The organism is Celeribacter sp. HF31 (assembly GCF_011806455.1).
Taxonomy (GTDB): domain Bacteria; phylum Pseudomonadota; class Alphaproteobacteria; order Rhodobacterales; family Rhodobacteraceae; genus Celeribacter.
Window position 1 is genome coordinate 454,351 of the sequence record NZ_JAATOT010000004.1, and the last position, 17,448, is coordinate 471,798.

General features: G+C 58.5%; 15 protein-coding genes and 1 tRNA gene. 9 read left to right on the forward strand and 7 right to left on the reverse strand.

All coding sequences use genetic code 11. From position 1 onward, the window contains the following. Positions 1-109: 109 nt before the first annotated feature. The 3 genes from HCZ23_RS11255 to nspC all read right to left on the reverse strand — a co-directional run bounded on the left by HCZ23_RS11255 (position 110) and on the right by nspC (position 3,519). Positions 110-1,012 carry a type IV pili methyl-accepting chemotaxis transducer N-terminal domain-containing protein gene (locus tag HCZ23_RS11255; protein ID WP_167601803.1) on the reverse strand — a complete coding sequence of 301 codons (903 nt, stop codon included), beginning with the start codon at positions 1,010-1,012 and terminating at the stop codon, positions 110-112. A gap of 123 nt (positions 1,013-1,135) precedes the next feature. After that, the gene (locus HCZ23_RS11260; RefSeq protein WP_167601804.1) at positions 1,136-2,380 is read right to left on the reverse strand and encodes a saccharopine dehydrogenase family protein; all 1,245 of its coding nucleotides are present in this window, start codon (positions 2,378-2,380) and stop codon (positions 1,136-1,138) included. Between the two features lie 44 nt (positions 2,381-2,424). Further along, positions 2,425-3,519 carry a carboxynorspermidine decarboxylase gene (nspC, locus tag HCZ23_RS11265; RefSeq protein ID WP_167601805.1) on the reverse strand — a complete coding sequence of 365 codons (1,095 nt, stop codon included), beginning with the start codon at positions 3,517-3,519 and terminating at the stop codon, positions 2,425-2,427. A gap of 428 nt (positions 3,520-3,947) precedes the next feature. Here nspC and HCZ23_RS18330 point away from each other — a divergent pair, with 428 nt between their 5' ends. Further along, the gene (locus HCZ23_RS18330; protein ID WP_368487343.1) at positions 3,948-4,247 is read left to right on the forward strand and encodes a hypothetical protein; all 300 of its coding nucleotides are present in this window, start codon (positions 3,948-3,950) and stop codon (positions 4,245-4,247) included. A 12-nt stretch (positions 4,248-4,259) separates the two neighbouring features. On the opposite strand, the gene trpA is transcribed toward HCZ23_RS18330, so the two are convergent. Then, on the reverse strand, positions 4,260-5,051 hold the full coding sequence (gene trpA / locus HCZ23_RS11275) for a tryptophan synthase subunit alpha (protein ID WP_167601806.1): 792 nt from the start codon (positions 5,049-5,051) through the stop codon (positions 4,260-4,262). 127 nt (positions 5,052-5,178) lie between these two features. Between trpA and ychF the strand changes: the two genes are divergently transcribed. Continuing rightward, positions 5,179-6,276 carry a redox-regulated ATPase YchF gene (gene ychF / locus HCZ23_RS11280; protein ID WP_167601807.1) on the forward strand — a complete coding sequence of 366 codons (1,098 nt, stop codon included), beginning with the start codon at positions 5,179-5,181 and terminating at the stop codon, positions 6,274-6,276. Between the two features lie 51 nt (positions 6,277-6,327). Here ychF and HCZ23_RS11285 read toward each other — a convergent pair whose 3' ends face one another. From HCZ23_RS11285 to HCZ23_RS11295, 3 genes are all read right to left on the reverse strand, one after another. Beyond that, entirely contained in the window at positions 6,328-7,668 is a 1,341-nt protein-coding gene (locus HCZ23_RS11285; protein WP_167601808.1) for an anti-phage deoxyguanosine triphosphatase, read from the reverse strand. A gap of 112 nt (positions 7,669-7,780) precedes the next feature. After that, positions 7,781-9,091, reverse strand: coding sequence for an esterase-like activity of phytase family protein (locus tag HCZ23_RS11290; RefSeq protein WP_167601809.1), 1,311 nt, complete (start codon positions 9,089-9,091; stop codon positions 7,781-7,783). 145 nt (positions 9,092-9,236) lie between these two features. Continuing rightward, positions 9,237-10,634: a coniferyl aldehyde dehydrogenase gene (locus tag HCZ23_RS11295; RefSeq protein WP_167601810.1), complete on the reverse strand. Its 1,398-nt coding sequence runs from the start codon at positions 10,632-10,634 to the stop codon at positions 9,237-9,239. 416 nt (positions 10,635-11,050) lie between these two features. Here HCZ23_RS11295 and HCZ23_RS11300 point away from each other — a divergent pair, with 416 nt between their 5' ends. The 7 genes from HCZ23_RS11300 to xerC all read left to right on the forward strand — a co-directional run bounded on the left by HCZ23_RS11300 (position 11,051) and on the right by xerC (position 17,433). Continuing rightward, positions 11,051-12,217: a nucleotide sugar dehydrogenase gene (locus HCZ23_RS11300; protein ID WP_167601811.1), complete on the forward strand. Its 1,167-nt coding sequence runs from the start codon at positions 11,051-11,053 to the stop codon at positions 12,215-12,217. Between the two features lie 25 nt (positions 12,218-12,242). After that, on the forward strand, positions 12,243-13,253 hold the full coding sequence (locus HCZ23_RS11305) for an NAD-dependent epimerase/dehydratase family protein (protein ID WP_167601812.1): 1,011 nt from the start codon (positions 12,243-12,245) through the stop codon (positions 13,251-13,253). Positions 13,254-13,330: 77 nt separating this feature from the next. Next, positions 13,331-13,420 (forward strand) — tRNA-Ser (locus HCZ23_RS11310). Between the two features lie 149 nt (positions 13,421-13,569). After that, positions 13,570-14,754, forward strand: coding sequence for a site-specific integrase (locus HCZ23_RS11315; RefSeq protein WP_167601813.1), 1,185 nt, complete (start codon positions 13,570-13,572; stop codon positions 14,752-14,754). Next, positions 14,738-15,610 (forward strand): hypothetical protein, encoded by an 873-nt coding sequence (locus tag HCZ23_RS11320; RefSeq protein WP_167601814.1) that lies wholly within the window; start codon positions 14,738-14,740, stop codon positions 15,608-15,610. Before HCZ23_RS11315 ends, HCZ23_RS11320 begins: the two co-directional genes overlap by 17 nt. A gap of 116 nt (positions 15,611-15,726) precedes the next feature. Beyond that, a complete protein-coding gene (locus HCZ23_RS11325) occupies positions 15,727-15,936 on the forward strand; it encodes a helix-turn-helix domain-containing protein (protein ID WP_167601815.1) in 210 nt (69 codons plus the stop codon). Between the two features lie 477 nt (positions 15,937-16,413). Continuing rightward, positions 16,414-17,433 (forward strand): tyrosine recombinase XerC, encoded by a 1,020-nt coding sequence (gene xerC, locus HCZ23_RS11330; protein ID WP_167601816.1) that lies wholly within the window; start codon positions 16,414-16,416, stop codon positions 17,431-17,433. Positions 17,434-17,448: the final 15 nt, after the last annotated feature.

A 17,448-nucleotide genomic window follows, 5' to 3' on the forward strand; every position in this document is an offset into this window, starting at 1 on the left:
ACTCTTCTTTGCCAAATTGGTTCGATTGCATAACCAATTCGCACAAATTTCGATGCACTCCAAGCCGCAATTCGGAACGTCGCCACGGATTGCCCGCGTTGGCCCGGTTCTAAAGTGCCATGAAAATCTCGAGCGTTTCCACAAGTTGCAGGTCCATATATTCAATACTGAACGACAATTCCGGGAGCAACGCGGAGAGATTGGCCTGATTGCTCGGGGTGATCAGAGCATAGAAGAGAGGCTCAAGCCCGACCCAGGTTTGCCAGGTGCTGAATGTGGCTTGCTCAAGGGCGGGGGCGTCGGGTTGATCTGATTGCGCCGGACGCGTGAAGGTCAGATTGAAGATATTCTGGTTGAAGGTCGACAGGTCCGCTGACAGGTCCTCGCGACGGGCGACATTGGTCTCCGCCCCCTGATCGAGATAGATGAGGCAGGCGTCCTTGCCAGCCTGTTGCAACAGCCGGTTTTGATCGCCAGCGGTGATGACAAGACGGCTGCGCATCAGATATTCGGGCGACAGCTCGACAGAGGTTCTGAGCTCCAGAGACTGAGACACATTGCGCCAAAGCTTTTCGAGCGACTGGGATTTGAAGGTGAGTTTCAACACCTCGTCATCCTGCATCCCTTCTGACAGAAAGCTCGCCGCTTTCTTGTCGAGCCCGTTCCAAACCATTTCAGCGGAGCCGAGCTGGGTCAGGATATTGCCATTGGTGATCGGGGCAATACCGCGCGCGGGATCGCCCTCTCGAAGCGCCACGAAGGCGGCCGTGACCTCCCGCCGCGTGTCGGCGACCAAGGCGCGATTGCGTTTCACATCAATCCCCGCCTGAGCAAAACACATGCTGCGCACCAGACGATGTGCCAGCGCAGTTTGCCGCCCGATCAGCTGAATTTGGCGTTCATAGGAGGTGTCGCCGGCTGTCTCCCCCGTCTCGGGTTCCGCCGCCGTCAGGGTGAGCGGCAGCAGGGCAAGGGTCAGGATCAGGACGAGAAACTTACGAGATGCGGACATGAGACTCTCTGCTTTTAGGTTGGCAGAGACTCCGCGATTCTCCTTTCCAACGGATTAAACTGCAGCGAATTCATGAAAAAACCCGCCAGAGGCGGGTTTTTAAGTGCTTTTGTTTTTGCGGGATCAGGCGTCCCAGGCCTTGTCTTCGCCACCAAGCCCGCCGATCTGCACGCGGGTCGGGAGACCCATCTTGTCGAGCAGGGTAAAGAACGGTTTCGGGTCCAGTTCCTCGACGTTTTTCATCGTGCCCGCGTCCCAGTCGCCCGTGGCAATGAGCATGGCGGCGGCCACCGGCGGCACGCCTGCGGTGTAGGAAATGCCCTGCGAGCCGACCTCGTTATAGGCCTCTTTGTGGTCCGCGACGTTATAGACGAAGACCTCGAAATCCTCGCCATCCTTGGTGCCTTTCACCAGGTCGCCGATGCAGGTCTTGCCCTCGTAATTCGGCGCCAGAGAGGAGGGATCGGGCAGCACGGCCTTGACCACCTTGAGCGGCACGACTTCGAGGCCCTCGGCGGTTTTCACCGGCTGTTCGGAGAGAAGGCCGAGGTTTTGCAGCACGGTGAAGACGTTGATGTAATGCTCGCCAAAGCCCATCCAGAACCGCACGTCGGCCTGCGGATAGTTGGTGGCAAGCGAATGCACCTCGTCGTGACCCGACTGATAGGCGCGGCAGGCCCCCACCACCGGCAGGTCCCAATCGTGCCCGCTCTCGAACATCTTTTTCTCTTTCCACTGGCCGTCTTCCCAATAGTAGACGACGCCAGTGAATTCGCGGAAGTTGATCTCCGGGTCGAAGTTCGTGGCGAAATATTTGCCATGCGAGCCCGCGTTGATGTCGACGATGTCGATCGATTTGACCTCATCCATCATGTCGATGGCAAAGCGCGCGTAGGCGTTCACAACACCCGGATCAAAGCCAGCACCCAGAATGGCCGTGACGCCCTTTTCTGCGCAGAGATCGCGTTTCTTCCACTCGTAGTTGCCGTACCATGGCGGGGTTTCGCAGATCTTGGTCGGGTCTTCGTGAATCGCGGTGTCGATATAGGCGGCGCCCGTCTCGATACAGGCGTCGAGCACGGTCATGTTGACAAACGCCGAGCCGACGTTGATCACGATCTGCGCACCGGTTTTTTCGATCAGGGCGGCGACGGCTTTGCTGTCCATCGCGTCGACCTGATGGGCCTCTAGAACGCCCTCCTGTTTCATCGCGGCCTTTTCACGGACCGACTCAAGGATCGCTTCGCATTTCGAAAGCGTCCGGCTTGCGATATGAATTTCGCCAAGCACATCGTTGTTTTGGGCGCATTTATGCGCGACGACCTGAGCGACGCCGCCGGCGCCGATGATGAGTACGTTCTGTTTCAACTGTAGAGACCCCCTTATCGTTTCGGGTGGTGAATGGAGCGGGCTTAGCCAAGCGCCGCGACGAAATCCTCGTAACCGAAGTCACGTACCAGTTTGACGGTGCCGTCGAGTTCGCGAATGGCGATCCCCGGCATCTTCACCCCGTTAAACCAGTTCTTTTTAACCATTGTGTAACCGGCGGCATCGTCGATGGAGATTTTATCCCCAATTTCGAGCGGTTTGTCGAATTTGGCCTCGCCAAAGATGTCGCCCGCCAGACAGGTCTTGCCCGCGATCTGATACTCATGCGCGCCGTTTTGCGGCAGTTTCGCGGTCTCGCGGTAGATCAGAAGATCGAGCATGTGGGCCTCAATCGAGCTGTCCACGATGGCGACTTTTTTCCCGTTGTCGATGATGTCGAGCACGGAAACCTCGAGCGTGGTGGAGCGGGTGATCGAGGCCTCGCCGGGCTCCAGATAGACCTGCACGCCCATCGCGTCAGAGAAAGATTTCAACCGATCCGCCAGCTTGTCGAGCGGGTAACCTTCGCCCGTGAAGTGAATGCCGCCACCGAGAGAGACCCAATCGAGCCGCTTCAGGAAATCGCCAAAGTCGCGCTCGATCCGCGAAAGCTGCTCTGAAAACAGGGCGAAGTCATTGTTTTCACAATTATAGTGGATCATCACGCCATTGATGCGGGTCTCCGCCATCTCCAGCCGCGCCATGTCCCATTCGCCCAGACGCGAAAACGGCCGCGCCGGGTCGGCAAGGTCAAAGCCGGAGGTCGAGAACCGCGGATTGAGGCGCAGGCCAGTGGCGATGCCCTTGGCTTTGTCGCCAAAGCGATCCAACTGGCCGAGAGAGTTGAAGATGATCTTGTCGGCGTAGCTCACCGCCTCGTCGATCTCATTGTCCGCCCAACCCACGGAATAGGCATGGGTTTCCTTGCCGAATTTCTCAGCCCCCAAGCGCAGTTCGTACAAAGACGACGAGGTCGTCCCGTCCATATAGTCGCGCATGAAATCGAACACAGGCCAGGTCGAAAAGCACTTGAGCGCCAACAGGGCTTTCGCCCCGGAGGCCTCGCGCAACCGGGCGATTTTATCCATGTTCGGAAGCAGGCGCGCCTTGTCGATCAGGTAGTAAGGCGTCTGGATCATCTCATTCCCCCAATGGGCCCTTAATGGCCCCGCAGTGGTCAAAAAGGAACGGCTTTAGGGGGCTGCACTTAGGGCGATTCAATCCATGAGGCAAGAAAAACATCGGCAATAAAATGTGACAGTTTCCCCTTGCGTTTCCGTCAGAGAGGCGACGAAAACGTGATGCCTAAGTGACAGGGGCGCGCTTGACCGTCCAATGTGAGATATGCCCCACAGGCGCTCCGACCAAGATGCACCCTCTTTGTAAAGCAGGCCCTCATGACCGATCTTCGCTTTGCCCGTTTGACGGAGGTCCCGCCGCCGACATCCTCAACCACATGCGCGACCCGCGCGTGGCGGAGCATATGCCGCTTTTGACCATGCCCTAGACCGGGTAAACCGTCGGGGCCTTCGTCGCCGCCAAAGAAGCCTGCTGGACGCGCGACGGGTTGGGGCACTGGGCGTTTTTCGCGGATGGCGCCTATGTCGGCTGGGGCGGATTTCAAAAAGAGGGCGAGGAGTGGGATTTCGGTTTGGTTCTGCGCCCGGACAGCTTTGGACTGGGCGTAAAGATCGCGAAAAAGGTGCTTGAGTTCGTCCACAATGATGCGCGCATTCCCTACGCCACCTTCCTCCTGCCACCGTCCCGCCGCCACCTCGGCGCTCTGCGGCGCATGGGGGCGGAGCAGGTGGGGGAGACGCTTTATGAGGGCAATCGGTTTCTCAAGTTCCGGTTGGAAACAGGCTGACGGCGCCAAATATCAGGCGCGGTGTGCCCCATCCGCCAAGGATTTCACATAGGCTGCGACCTCTTCGACCGATTTACCTTCTGCGATCTCGCTGACGATGGCGGAGCCGACCACGGTGCCGTCGGCGACGGCGGCGATCTCTTCGGCTTTTTCCGGCGTGCGCACGCCGAAGCCCACGATCACCGGCAGGTCGGTCTTGGCTTTGATCCGCGCCACTTCCGGGGCGACATCGGCGCCTGACGCGGCAGCGGCCCCGGTGGTGCCGGTCACGGAGACGTAATAGACAAACCCGGAGGTGTTTTGCAGCACGGTCGGCAGGCGTTTGTCATCGGTCGTGGGGGTTGCCAGACGGATGAAGTTCAGACCGGCTTTTTGCGCCGGAATACAAAGTTCTTCGTCTTCTTCGGGCGGAAGATCCACAACGATCAGCCCGTCGATCCCGGCCTCGACCGCGTCGACCAGAAACTGATCCACGCCATGGGAATAGATCGGGTTGTAATAGCCCATCAGAACAATCGGCGTTTTGTCATCCGTCTTGCGGAATTCTTTCGCCAGAGCGAGCGTCTTGTTCAGCGTCATGCCCTGATCCAGCGCGCGCTGACCGGCCAGCTGAATGGTTGCGCCATCGGCCATCGGATCGGTGAAGGGCAGGCCCAGCTCGATGATGTCGACACCCGCCTCGGGCAGCGCCTTGACGATTTCCAGAGATTTCGCCTCATCCGGATCGCCCGCCATGACATAAGCGACGAAAGCTTTCTTACCAGCGGCTTTCAATTCGGCGAATTTGGCGTCGATACGGGTCATGTGGCGGCTCCATGGCTGTTTGCGCAACGGGTTTGGCCGATCTTTGACGCAAGTGCAATGGGGAAGGCTTGCGCGAGGCCTCTTTGCACCTTAGACAGCCTAGGAATTTCGGACAAAGGAGGCCGCAATGGGCTTCAAGATGGGCATCGTCGGTCTGCCAAACGTGGGCAAATCGACGCTTTTCAATGCGCTGACCAAAACCGCCGCGGCGCAGGCGGCGAACTTTCCGTTCTGTACCATCGAGCCCAACGTGGGCGACGTGGCGGTGCCGGACCCGCGTTTGGACAAGCTGGCAGAGATTGCCGGCTCGAAACAGATCATCCCGACGCGCATGTCCTTCGTGGACATCGCCGGTCTGGTGAAAGGCGCCTCCAAGGGGGAGGGCCTCGGCAACCAGTTCCTCGCGAACATTCGCGAATGTGACGCGATTGCCCATGTGGTGCGCTGTTTCGAGGACGGGGATGTGACCCACGTCGAGGGCCGCGTCGATCCAGTGGACGATGCGCAGGTCATCGAGATGGAGCTGATGCTCGCCGATCTGGAAAGCATCGCCAAACGCCGTGCCAATTTGGTGCGCAAGCTCAAGGGCAACGACAAAGAGGCGAAACTCCAAGACGATCTCCTGGCCCGCGCGCAGGCCGCTTTGGAGGACGATAAACCGGCCCGCACCGTCGAGATCACCGACGAAGAGCGCAAGCAGTGGAACATGCTGCAACTTCTGACGCAAAAGCCGATCCTCTATGTCTGCAATGTCGAGGAAGAAAACGCCGCCAAGGGCAATGCTTTCTCGGATGCGGTCGCGAAAATGGCCGAGGAGCAGGGCGCAGGCACCGTGGTGATTTCCGCCAAGATCGAGGAAGAGATTTCGCAACTCGAAGGCGAAGAAGCCGAGATGTTCCTTGAGGAATTGGGGCTGCACGAGGCCGGTCTCGACCGTCTCATTCGCGCGGGCTACGAGTTGCTGCACCTTGAGACCTATTTCACGGTTGGCCCGAAAGAGGCCCGCGCCTGGACCATCACCAAAGGCACCGCCGCGCCGGCCGCCGCCGGTGTGATCCATGGTGACTTTGAGCGTGGCTTCATTCGGGCTGAGACCATCGCCTATGACGATTTCATCGCGTGCAAGGGCGAAGCGGGCGCGAAAGAAGCGGGCAAGATGCGCGCGGAAGGCAAAAGTTACATCGTGCAGGACGGCGATGTGATGCACTTCCTGTTCAACACCTGATCGGGGTTGAGAGATGATTTGGAAAGGCGGTCTTCGGGCCGCCTTTTTCGTTTAGAGCCGGTCGAACACCGACCCCATGCGCGGCGCAAACAGCCGCTCATAGGTCTTGAGCAAAGCCGCATCCGTCATGCTCGCCACATAGTCGCAGATCACCCGCAGATCGCCCGCCGCTTCCGCATAGCGCTCCTGATGATCGCGTGGCAAAAGCCGCTCGGGATCGGAACAGAGTGCCTCAAACACCGAGACCACCATCTGCTGGCCCTTGAATTCGAGCTGCTGCACGTTGGGGCTTTTGATCACCACTTTGAACACCAGCTCTTTCAGCGCCTTCAACACCGGACGCCGCGCGGCAGGCAGGCTGGCGCGGTAGCGCAGGAGCGGTTCGGAGAACTCGGGCGCTTCGGTGTATTCGACAGCCGTGATCAGATAATTCACAAACCGCGAAATGAAGCGTTTCCGCGTGTCGCGCCCGCCGAACAACCCATCGAGCATCTGGCCATAGACGTCATTGCCGAACTGATCCGGGTATTTGTGTTTGAGCATGTCGAGAAAATCGCCGATCTGATCCGCCGACACATGCGTGACAAAATCGTCACGCGTCAAAAGCGTGAGCGCAATCGCATCCTCCAGATCATGCACCCCGTAGGCGATGTCATCGGCCAGGTCCATGATGCTGCAATCAAAGGATTTATGCAGCGCCTTGCGGTGTTTCCCGGCCTCCACCTGCCCCATGGCACAAAAAGCGCTGCGGTCTTCGGGGGAGAGCGGGGCGAGTACCCATTCCACCACGTCCTGCTCGCTGTCGAGGTAACATTTCGGCGGCGTCGAGGCCTCTGTGTCGATCAGCTTGAGCGTGTCAGGGCGGTCGCTCAGTTTGGGCCTGAGCGCGGAGTTGCGGGCCTGCGCGTAGGAGACCGGGTATTTCAACAGGCCCAAAAGGCTGCGCCGGGTGAGGTTTGCACCACTCTGCGCGGAAAAGCTCTCAAGCCGGGACAGGATGCGCAGGCTCTGGCCATTGCCCTCGAACCCGCCCGCTTCGCGCATACAGTAATTCAGCGCCACTTCGCCGCCATGACCGAACGGCGGATGGCCCAGATCGTGCGAACAGCCGATCGCATGGATCATCGAACGATCCGGCAGATGGGCGGTGGCGGGATGTGTGGGGAAACTCTGTTCCAACTGGCGCGCGAGGCCACCGGCGATCTGCGCGACTTCCAGCGAATGCGTCAGACGGGTGCGATAGAAATCGCTGTCGCCGAGGTTGAGGATTTGCGTCTTGCCCTGAAGCCGCCGAAAGGAGGCGGAATGGATCACGCGCGCATAATCGACGTCGCCCGCCCCGCGCGCGTCCTCGGAATGCCCGCTCCATGTCTCTCTGCGTTCAAGCCACATCTGCGCCTCCTCGTGGTTCGGGCGCACCATATGGGGCGCGTGGAGGGAAGGCCAGATGGGGAAACCCCGGAGCGGCACGATGAGGAAAAGGCGCACCGCTCCGGGGCAGAGATTATTCCGCCTTCAAAAACTCGGCGACGTCGAGAAGGATCATCTCGTTGTCGTCAACGCGGCCTTGCTGGCGACCGGTCGAGAAGGGGTAGTTGTTGTCATTGGCGACGACGATGGTGGTCTCGTCCACACGGTCCACATCCTCGATGGTGAAATAGGGGAAGGTGTAGACCCCATCCATCGTGCCACGCGGCGCGATGCCGTCGGGGTCCTGAATGTCCATCAGGTCGATATAGGCGATTTTTTCCAAGACATTGTTCTCGTCCATCCGCTCCAGATCAATCAGGTAGATGCGTTTGAACATCGCCGGATTTTCGGACCAGCCTTCGCGCGGATCGCCTTGGAAGTTGTCGCGCTCGATGATCAGACCACGGGTGCCTTCGATCAGGTTGAAATCGCCGATGGCGTGGTTTTCGTCCTCAAGCGGGAAGTAACGCACCGTGTCACCCCATGCGCCGGTTTCGGTGGACAGTTCGAACATCGACAGAACCGGCTTGCCGCCGACATGTTTCTTGCCGCCGGTTTCCGGGTCATAGACCGGCTTTTCCAACAGCGGGTAGAGGGTTTTCATATCCTCGGACAAAGCCATGCCCTCATAGCCGCCGGAACGGTAGGAGACGACCGTGTCGGGCAGGGCGCCGCCGGGGTTCGGCGTGGCGACAAAGAAGTTGTCCGGCGATTGGATCAACTCACCGCCCGGCTCGGTCGCCAGCACGCGGAGCACCTCGCCCTCAGCATTCACTTCGATGATCCACGGACCGAATTCGTCACCGATCCAGTAGGTGTCACCCACGGGCTGGATGGATTCGATGTCGAAATCCGCACCCGTCAGCGCCCGCAGATCTGTGGCTTCGTTCATGATCGGGAAGGGCACTTTGTGGTCCGGGTCCGACAGTTGCACGGTCTTCTCGATGGCCACGCGGCCCGTCTCCCAATCGACTTTGACGATGTTGAACATCAGGATGACGTCGGAGGAGTTGGCTTTCGCGCCAAAGCCGTTGTCGGTCAGCACGAGGAAACGGTCATCGCCCAAGGAGCGGATGCCGGAAAACCCCTGAAGCGGCTGGCCGGGGAAGGGGAGCGCGAGGCCGGTGGCCTCTTGGAAATTGTCATAGAGCACCTCGTTGCGCGCGCCATTGGTGAAGCGGCCGGAGGTGTTGTAATAGGGCGAGGCGCCTTCGGGGGCGGGGACGAAGCTATGGCCGGTCAGTTCGGCCTGTGCCTTGAGCGTGGCGGGGAAGGCCTCTTGCGCCTGGGCGGTGCTGGCAAGCATGAGTGCCGCGAGGGCTGCGCCGTAAACGGGTTTGGTCATGTCACTGTCCTGTGTGATTTCTGTGTGATGCGTTTCTTGTGCGCTCGGGCGCTTGGCGGCCCAAAGCGATGCGCGCAAGGAACCGAAGAAACGCAACGGATTTGCGACCGTTTGGTCAAAATCCCACAAAACTTGCGTGACAGGATCACATCAGCTTGCGCATCATCCCCAGCGCGCGTTTGCGCCAGCCTTTGAACGGCGGCTCGGCGATGGCCATGCCGTTGCGCTTGGCCTGCCGCACCACGGGTTTCGGATGCGAAAACGTCTCAAAGCCTGCGCGGCCATGATAGACGCCTTGACCGGAGGCGCCGACACCGCCAAACGGCAAGGTGCCAAAGCCCACATGGATCGCCACATCGTTGACCGTCACGCCCCCGGAGATGGAATGGTCGAGCCACAACTCTTGCTCGTCTTTGTTGTCCGAGAAGACATAAAGCGCCAGCGGATGGTCGCGCGCGGCAACGAAGTTTAGCGCCTCTTGCGGGTCGTCATAGGGGATGAGCGGCAGGATCGGACCGAAGATTTCCTCCTGCATCAAGGCGATGTCTTGCGGCGGATCGAGCACCACCGTGGGGGCGAATTTGCGGGCGTTGCCTGTGGCCCCTTCGAGGCGCAGGATTTGCGCACCGCGGGCCTCAGCCTCTGCCAGCATCGCGGTCAGCCGGGCATGATGGCGTTCGGAAACGATCGCGGCGTAGTCGTCGCTTTCGGGGCCTTTAGGGAAGAAATGCATGAAGCCGCCCATGATCGCATCGGCGACGGCCAGCATTTTCTTGCGCGGCACCAAGACGTAATCGGGCGCGACACAGACCTGCCCGGCATTCATCGCCTTGCCCCAGGCAATCCGCCGCCCCGCGCGGTCGAGATCGGCGCCGGGCATGATCACGGCGGGGCTTTTGCCACCCAGCTCCAAGGTGACAGGCGTCAGGTTACGCGCCGCCGCCTCGGCCACCTTGCGCCCGACCGCGGTGGAGCCGGTGAAGAACAGATGATCAAATGGGAGCGCGGAAAACGCCTCTGCGACCTCCGGCCCGCCGGTGACGGTCGCGATCTCTTCGGGGGCGAAGGCGCCTGAGAGCATCTCGGCCAAAACCTCAGAGGTGCGGGGCGTCAATTCAGAGGGTTTGAGCATCACGCGATTGCCCGCCGCCAAAGCCGCGACCATCGGCGCCAGGGCCAGCTGCACCGGGAAATTCCACGGTGAGATGATGCCGACAACGCCCAAGGGCTGCGGCCGGATTTCGGCGCGGGCGGGTTTATAGACCAGCGGCACAGGCGCGCGACGGACCCGCATCCAGCGTTTCAAATGCCGTTTGGCCTGACGAATTTCGCCCAGAACCAGATCGATGTCGTAGAGGCGGCTTTCCATCGCGGGGCGATGGGAAAAGTCATCTGACATCGCTGCGATCAGTGCGGGTTCGGCCGAGAGCAATGCCTCTTGCAACCGCGTCAAACGGTCCAGCCGCAGGTCCAATTCGATAAGGGGCTGACCGCGCTGGGCGGTCTTTTGGCTGCGGAACAGCTCTGCTATTTGGGCGGTCATGTCGGCCTCTCGCATCGTTTCGGGCATTCAGCCAGAAAAGATGGGCAAGAAAAAGGCCCGCCAGACGCGTCAGACGCCGTTGCGGCTCAGGACGCGGCGTAACGTGGCGCGAAACCCGTTGCGCGATGGTTCCCACAAACAGCCCAACACAAAGGCGAAAGGTCTGATCTCGGTCATGTCTCGGGTCCCCCAAACAACACGGACAGATGCGTTTAACGCGCTGTTAAGGGTAAAATGTCTCAGTCCGGTGACAGCTCTGCGAAATCGCTGTGACGCAAAGGGCATGCGGGGTGCCCCCACGACGGCCAAACTGCCTAAAAACTCTGCAAATTGAAGCACATTCCAACTGTTCTCTGGATTACCGCAAATGCATCTATTACCATGAGGGGCAATGAAAGTTGTGCAAGGGTTCAGGGATGAAGATTGCGGTTGCCGGGATCGGCTATGTGGGGATGTCGAACGCGGTTTTGCTCGCGCAGCATCATGAAGTTGTCGCGGTGGACATTTCCGAGAGCCGCGTCCAGATGGTCAACGGGCGGCAATCTCCGATTGTCGATGCGGAACTTGAGGACTTTCTCGCGCACAAAGAGCTGAACCTGTCGGCGACGACGGACGGGGCTTCGGCCTACACCGGCGCGGATTTCGTCATCGTGGCGACGCCCACGAATTACGACACCAAATCCAATTATTTCGACACCTCCTCCGTGGAGGCCGTGATCGCGCAGGTGATCGCGGTGAACCCGACCGCCACAATCGTCGTGAAATCCACCATCCCCGTGGGCTTTGTCACCCGCGTGCGCGCCGAGATGGCCACCGATCAGGTGATCTTTTCGCCGGAATTCCTGCGCGAGGGCCGCGCGCTTTACGACAACCTGCATCCCTCCCGGATCATCGTCGGCGAACAATCCGAGCGCGCCCGCACCTTTGCCGATCTTCTGGTCGAGGGCGCGGTGGACAAGGATGTGTCGGTGCTCTTCACCGACGCCGATGAGGCCGAGGCGATCAAACTTTTCGCCAACACCTATCTCGCGATGCGCGTGGCGTTTTTCAACGAGTTGGACAGCTACGCCATGGCGCGCGGCATGGACACGCGCCAGATCATCGACGGCATCGGGTTGGACCCGCGCATCGGCAGCCATTACAACAACCCGTCCTTCGGCTACGGCGGCTATTGCCTTCCGAAAGACACCAAACAGTTGCTCGCAAACTATTCCGAAGTGCCGCAAAACCTGATCGCGGCCATCGTGGAAACCAACCGCACGCGCAAGGATTTCCTCGCCGATCAAATCATCGCCAAAGGCCCCAAGGTCGTGGGCGTCTACCGTCTGGTGATGAAAGCGGGCTCGGACAATTTCCGCCAGTCGTCCATTCAGGGCATCATGAAGCGGATCAAGGCCAAGGGCATCGAAGTGATCGTCTATGAGCCGGTGCTGGACGACGACGATTTCTTTGGCTCGCGTGTGGTGCGCGACCTGGAGGCGTTCAAGGCGGAAGCCGATGTCATCGTCGCCAACCGTATGACCGATGATGTCGCGGATGTCGCGGACAAGATCTTTACCCGCGACCTGTTCCACGCTGACTAACGACGCCGACCAAGGACTGCTCCCCATGCCCACCGCTCTCGTCACCGGCGCCGCCGGGTTCATTGGCTCTTTCGTTTGCCGCACCCTCTTGGAAGAAGGCTGGCGTGTCATAGGCCTAGACTGCCTGTCGGATTACTACGATGTCGCCCTCAAGGAACGCCGCGAAGAAACGCTGTCGGCCTATGACGGCTACCGCTCCGTGCATGACAAGGTCGAGACCCCCGGTCTCTTGATGTCTTTGTTTGCGGAGGAAAAGCCCGATGTGGTGATCCACCTCGCGGCCCAGGCGGGTGTGCGCTATTCGATCGAGAACCCGCGGTCTTACCTCGAGAGCAACATCATCGGTACGTTTGAACTTCTGGAGGCGGCGCGGGCCTATCCGCCGAAGCACATGCTCTTGGCCTCGACCTCTTCGGCCTATGGCGCCAACACCGTGATGCCCTATCAGGAGACGGTGAAGGCCGACCACCAAATGTCGTTTTATGCGGCCACGAAAAAATCGACCGAAAGCATGGCGCACAGCTACGCGCATCTTTTCGACCTGCCGATCACCGTGTTCCGATTTTTCACCGTCTATGGCCCTTGGGGGCGCCCCGACATGGCGCTGTTTAAATTCACCAAGGCGATCCTCGAAGGTAAGCCCATCGACGTCTACAATTACGGCGACATGAAGCGCGATTTCACCTATGTCGAAGACCTCGTGCACGCCATACGTCTGCTGATCGACGCGGTGCCGGTGCGGCCCGAAGACGGCGTGGTCGAGGAGGGCGACAGCCTCTCGCCCGTGGCGCCCTACCGTGTGGTGAACATCGGCAACTCGGACGCCGTGCAGCTCACCGATTTCATTGCCGCCATCGAGGCCGCCACCGGCCAGACCGCAGACCGCAACCTGATGGAAATGCAGCCAGGCGATGTGCCCGCGACCTGGGCCGATGCCTCTTTGCTCAAACGCCTGACGGGCTACGCGCCGAAAACCTCCGTGCCCGAAGGTGTGGCGAATTTCGTGCGCTGGTATCGGCAATATTACAACGCCTGATCGCCGGCGCTTTTCAGGGCGATGTGACGTGAGATTTTGCCTTGTGTCTCTGTGACGGCTCCATTACACGGGTCGACGGAGACGTGGCCGAGTGGTCGAAGGCGCTCCCCTGCTAAGGGAGTAGGCGGGAAACCGTCTCGAGGGTTCGAATCCCTTCGTCTCCGCCACCATACCATTTCCAAGAGTTTGATTGGGTCGCCCCTGGCGGCCCTTTTGCTTTGTTTTGTTGGGAAATACGAGCGTTCTTGATTGCCTTGAGTTTTCTTCGGTGATGCCTATATTCGTTCCTTGAGTGGTATGGAATGTGGTATTTTTAATGGCCCTTTCTGGCAAGCTGACTAAGAAACTGGTCGAGAGCCTTGGCGCTGGGCGACATGGGGATGGCAACGGGCTTTATCTTGTGGTCGATCCGTCCGGTGCGCGGCGCTGGATCGTGCGCGTTGTGGTCAAAGGGGCCAAGAACAAGAAGGGCGCTCCGTTGCGGACGGACTTCGGATTGGGCGGGGCGGATATTGTCACGATCAACCAAGCGCGCGAACGGGCGCTGGAGTATCGGCGGATGGCCAAGCAAGGCTTGAACCCGCGTTTCAACGCCCAGCGCGAAATTCCCACCTTCGAAGAGTTCGCCCAGCAGGTCCACATTGATCGGATGCCGACGTGGAAGAACGCCAAGCATGGCCAGCAATGGATCAACACGCTGCGTGATTATGCCTTCCCGAAGATCGGCCGAATGCCGCTGGACAGTATCGACCAGCCCGAAGTCATGATGTGCCTGTCGCCAATCTGGACCGAAAAGCATGAAACCGCCAAGCGGTTGGCTCAGCGGATCAAGACGGTGCTGGATGTGGCGAAGTCCAAGGGCTTCCGATCCGGCGAAAACCCCGTCACAGGGATCAAGGACGCAGGTGCGCTGCCAAAGGTGAAGGCCAAGCCCAAACACCACAAGGCAATGCGCTGGCAGGACGTGCCTGCCTTCTACGCGGACTTGAAGGGACGGAGCGCAATGTCTGCCAATGCACTGCGCTTCACCTGCTTGACCGGATCGCGGACCAGCGAAGTCTTGGGGATGCGTTGGGAAGAGATCGACTTTGACGCGCGGCTGTGGACCTGCCCCGACGAGCGGATGAAAACGGGGGAAGATCACCGCGTTCCCCTGACAGACGAAATGCTGGCAATTATTGAGCCACTCAAGGGACTGAAATCCGACTTCGTGTTCGAGGGCCAGAAACGCCACAAACCGCTTTCCAATATGTCCATGCTGATGCTGTTGCGCCGGATGAATGTTGAGGGGATCACGGTACACGGGTTCCGGTCCACCTTCCGCGATTGGGCGTCCGAAGTGACCAGCGCCCCACGCGAGATTGCCGAAATGAGCTTGTCGCACAGGGTCGGGTCAGACGTAGAGCGCGCCTATGCGCGGTCAGATTTATTGGACAAGCGCCGGACCCTTATGGAACGTTGGTCGGGATTTGTATCCGGCATGGGTGAAAATAGTGATTGAGCGGGCTACAGTCCTTGAGATTATTGACTACAAGAGTTTCCCTCAACCGCTTGGAGTTGGCGCCGTTGGCATGGTTTTTGGGAAAGTATCGAACGGTTTGACAGTCAATTTCTTCTCTGAATTGATCTACCCCTTCCATCTTGATGCAGATGGCAAGCCATCCATCAGCTCCCAATTTGCTCTAAACGCCATTCGATATAGTGCGACATCAGAAGTTCTTGTCGCGGTCCAATACTTGCAAGGTCACGGCTGGTTTGAGAGCGACGTCGAGTTCATCATATCTGGCGAAGACCCATTCGATGAGCTTCAGGCGAGAGGATGGAAAAATGAGAGAGGTTCCAGTGATGATTGGGGTGTTGCTGAGCGGGTCGATATGGCGTTCTATTTGGAAGATGTCGTCGGAGAGCTAGAGCAGGATGGCAGCGAGTTCTCAAAAGAGTGGTACTATGCAAAGATCTCTCACCTCTATTTTAGCGATGTGGAAATGCCCGATGTTGCCATGACGATGGGGATTTTGCTCGCTCAACTTTGGTGGAGGGCAGACGTCGGAGATGTCGCAGAGCGGGGGCAGGCAAACTCTGCGGCGCTGCAAAAGGCCAACTCTGCTAGGAAAGAGCATTCCAAGGCCCAATCTGAGGACAAAAACAAGGTAATCGCTGAGTATTGGTTTGAAGCGCGGGTGGAGCTAGGAAACGAAGTAATGCGGCGCGATAGCAACGCTGCTCAGGCAATCTATGCGATAGCCATGCGAAAGCGACCCAAACAACTCTTGATCAAAGCAACTGGCGAAGTGATAGGCGTTGAAGCCATACGAAAGCGAGTTTCTGCGCTTAGGAAGCTAGAAAAAATCGGATAGATTGGCGATTTTTCCCAATTTGGGAAGAACCGCCGATGGCTCTCAGTCTATTGGGTGTGGCGAATGAAAATGCCCATTACCAAACAACAGCAAGAAGTTGTTGAGAGGAATGGAGCATGGCAGACCTATTCGAGCAAAACCGAAACTACGTTCTTGGCGACGAAGAACTTAACCTCCTAGGCGACCGCGAGAAGCTGGCGCAATGGCGGCACAAGGGCGTCGGGCCAGCGTTCTACAAACTCGGTCGCAAGATCATCTATCGCGGAGCAGATTTGAACGCATGGGCCGATGCCCAGCGCGTCGATCCGAGTGAAGGGCGCACCTAGTGTCGCGGCGTTTCAAGACGCGCCGTATCAAAGCCAACAAAGCCTATCGAATTGACGAGCTAGCGGATGTCACTGACGTTGTGCCTGCGACTGTCCGCCAATGGCTAAAAGACGGTATGGATCGGCTCGATGGCAACCGCCCGACGTTTATCATGGGGTTTCAGGCGCTCGCCTTTTTGGAAGCTCGCAAGGCAAAGGCAAGCCGCCCGTTGGGCTTGGGAGAATTCTACTGCTTCCGGTGCAAAGCCCAAAGAAGCGCGCTTGGCGCGATGGCGGACTATGTGCCTACGAGTACCAGCGGCGGTCGTCTAAAGGCGTTGTGTTCCGTCTGTGAGTGCCAATGCAATCGCAACGTTAGTGCCCGTGACATGCCTGCCATTCGGAAAGTTCTGGAAGTGGTGAACAGGGACAGTTGGTGACCCTAAAGGAACCCCTCATCCCCCTCTTAAACCTACACTTCGGAAAGGACGCTGAGTCATGCGGAAATATAATGCAGAAAACGAGCGACTGAAGCGGCGATATGAGCAGTATCTGCGCGAGGCCAAAGGGCAGGACGACAAGTCCATTGACAAGATGCGCGCGGCCTTGGTGAAATTTGAAGAGAGCACCAAGTACAAACCGTTCAAGGCGTTCCGTGTCGATCAGGCGCGTCAATTCAAGGATGCCTTGAGCCGCGCCAAGACCATCCAAGGTAAGCCGCTGGCCCTGACAACGATTGATGCAACGCTACGATTGGTAAAAGGGTTCTTTCATTGGCTGGCGGGTCAGCAGGGTTTCAAGAAGGTGGTGACCTATTCCGAGGTCGAATACTTCAACAACAACCGCAACGATGCCCGAGCGGCCCACGCTCAGCGCGCAGTTCAGTATCCGTCAACAAAAGCCACGCATCATGCATTTCAAGGAATGGCAGATCGAACAGAGCTGGAACGGCGCAACAAGGCCATTTTCGCGTTTCTGGTGATCACGGGCGCACGGATTGGGGCGGCTTCTTCATTGCGCCTAAAACATATCAATCTCGTGGACGGATACGTTTTGCAGGATGGGCGAGAAGTTCGCACGAAAGCTGGCAAGACCTTCACCACATGGTTTTTTCCAATGCATCCCGACTATCTGGCGTGTTTCACTAGGTGGGTGAACTACCTGCGCAACGAAAAGATGTTTGGCCCGGAAGACGCTTTGTTTCCTCGTCCAGAGCAGCGCTTGGTGAACGGTAAGTTCGTTTTCGACACAGTATCACGAGAGATCTACACGAACGGCTCCATCATCAACGAGGTTTTTAAGGCTGCGTTTGTGCAGGTTCAGATGCAACCATACGGCGCGCACAGCATCCGCAAAACCCTTGTGCAAGAGATGAACGACCGCGACCTAACCCTTGCCGAACAAAAAGCATGGTCTCAGAACTTGGGGCATGAAAACTTCACAACGACTGTTTCGAGTTATTTGCCTGTCTCAGAACAACATCAGGGTGTGTTGATCAAGGGTATGCATTTAGATTGACTTACAAGAAGGGCA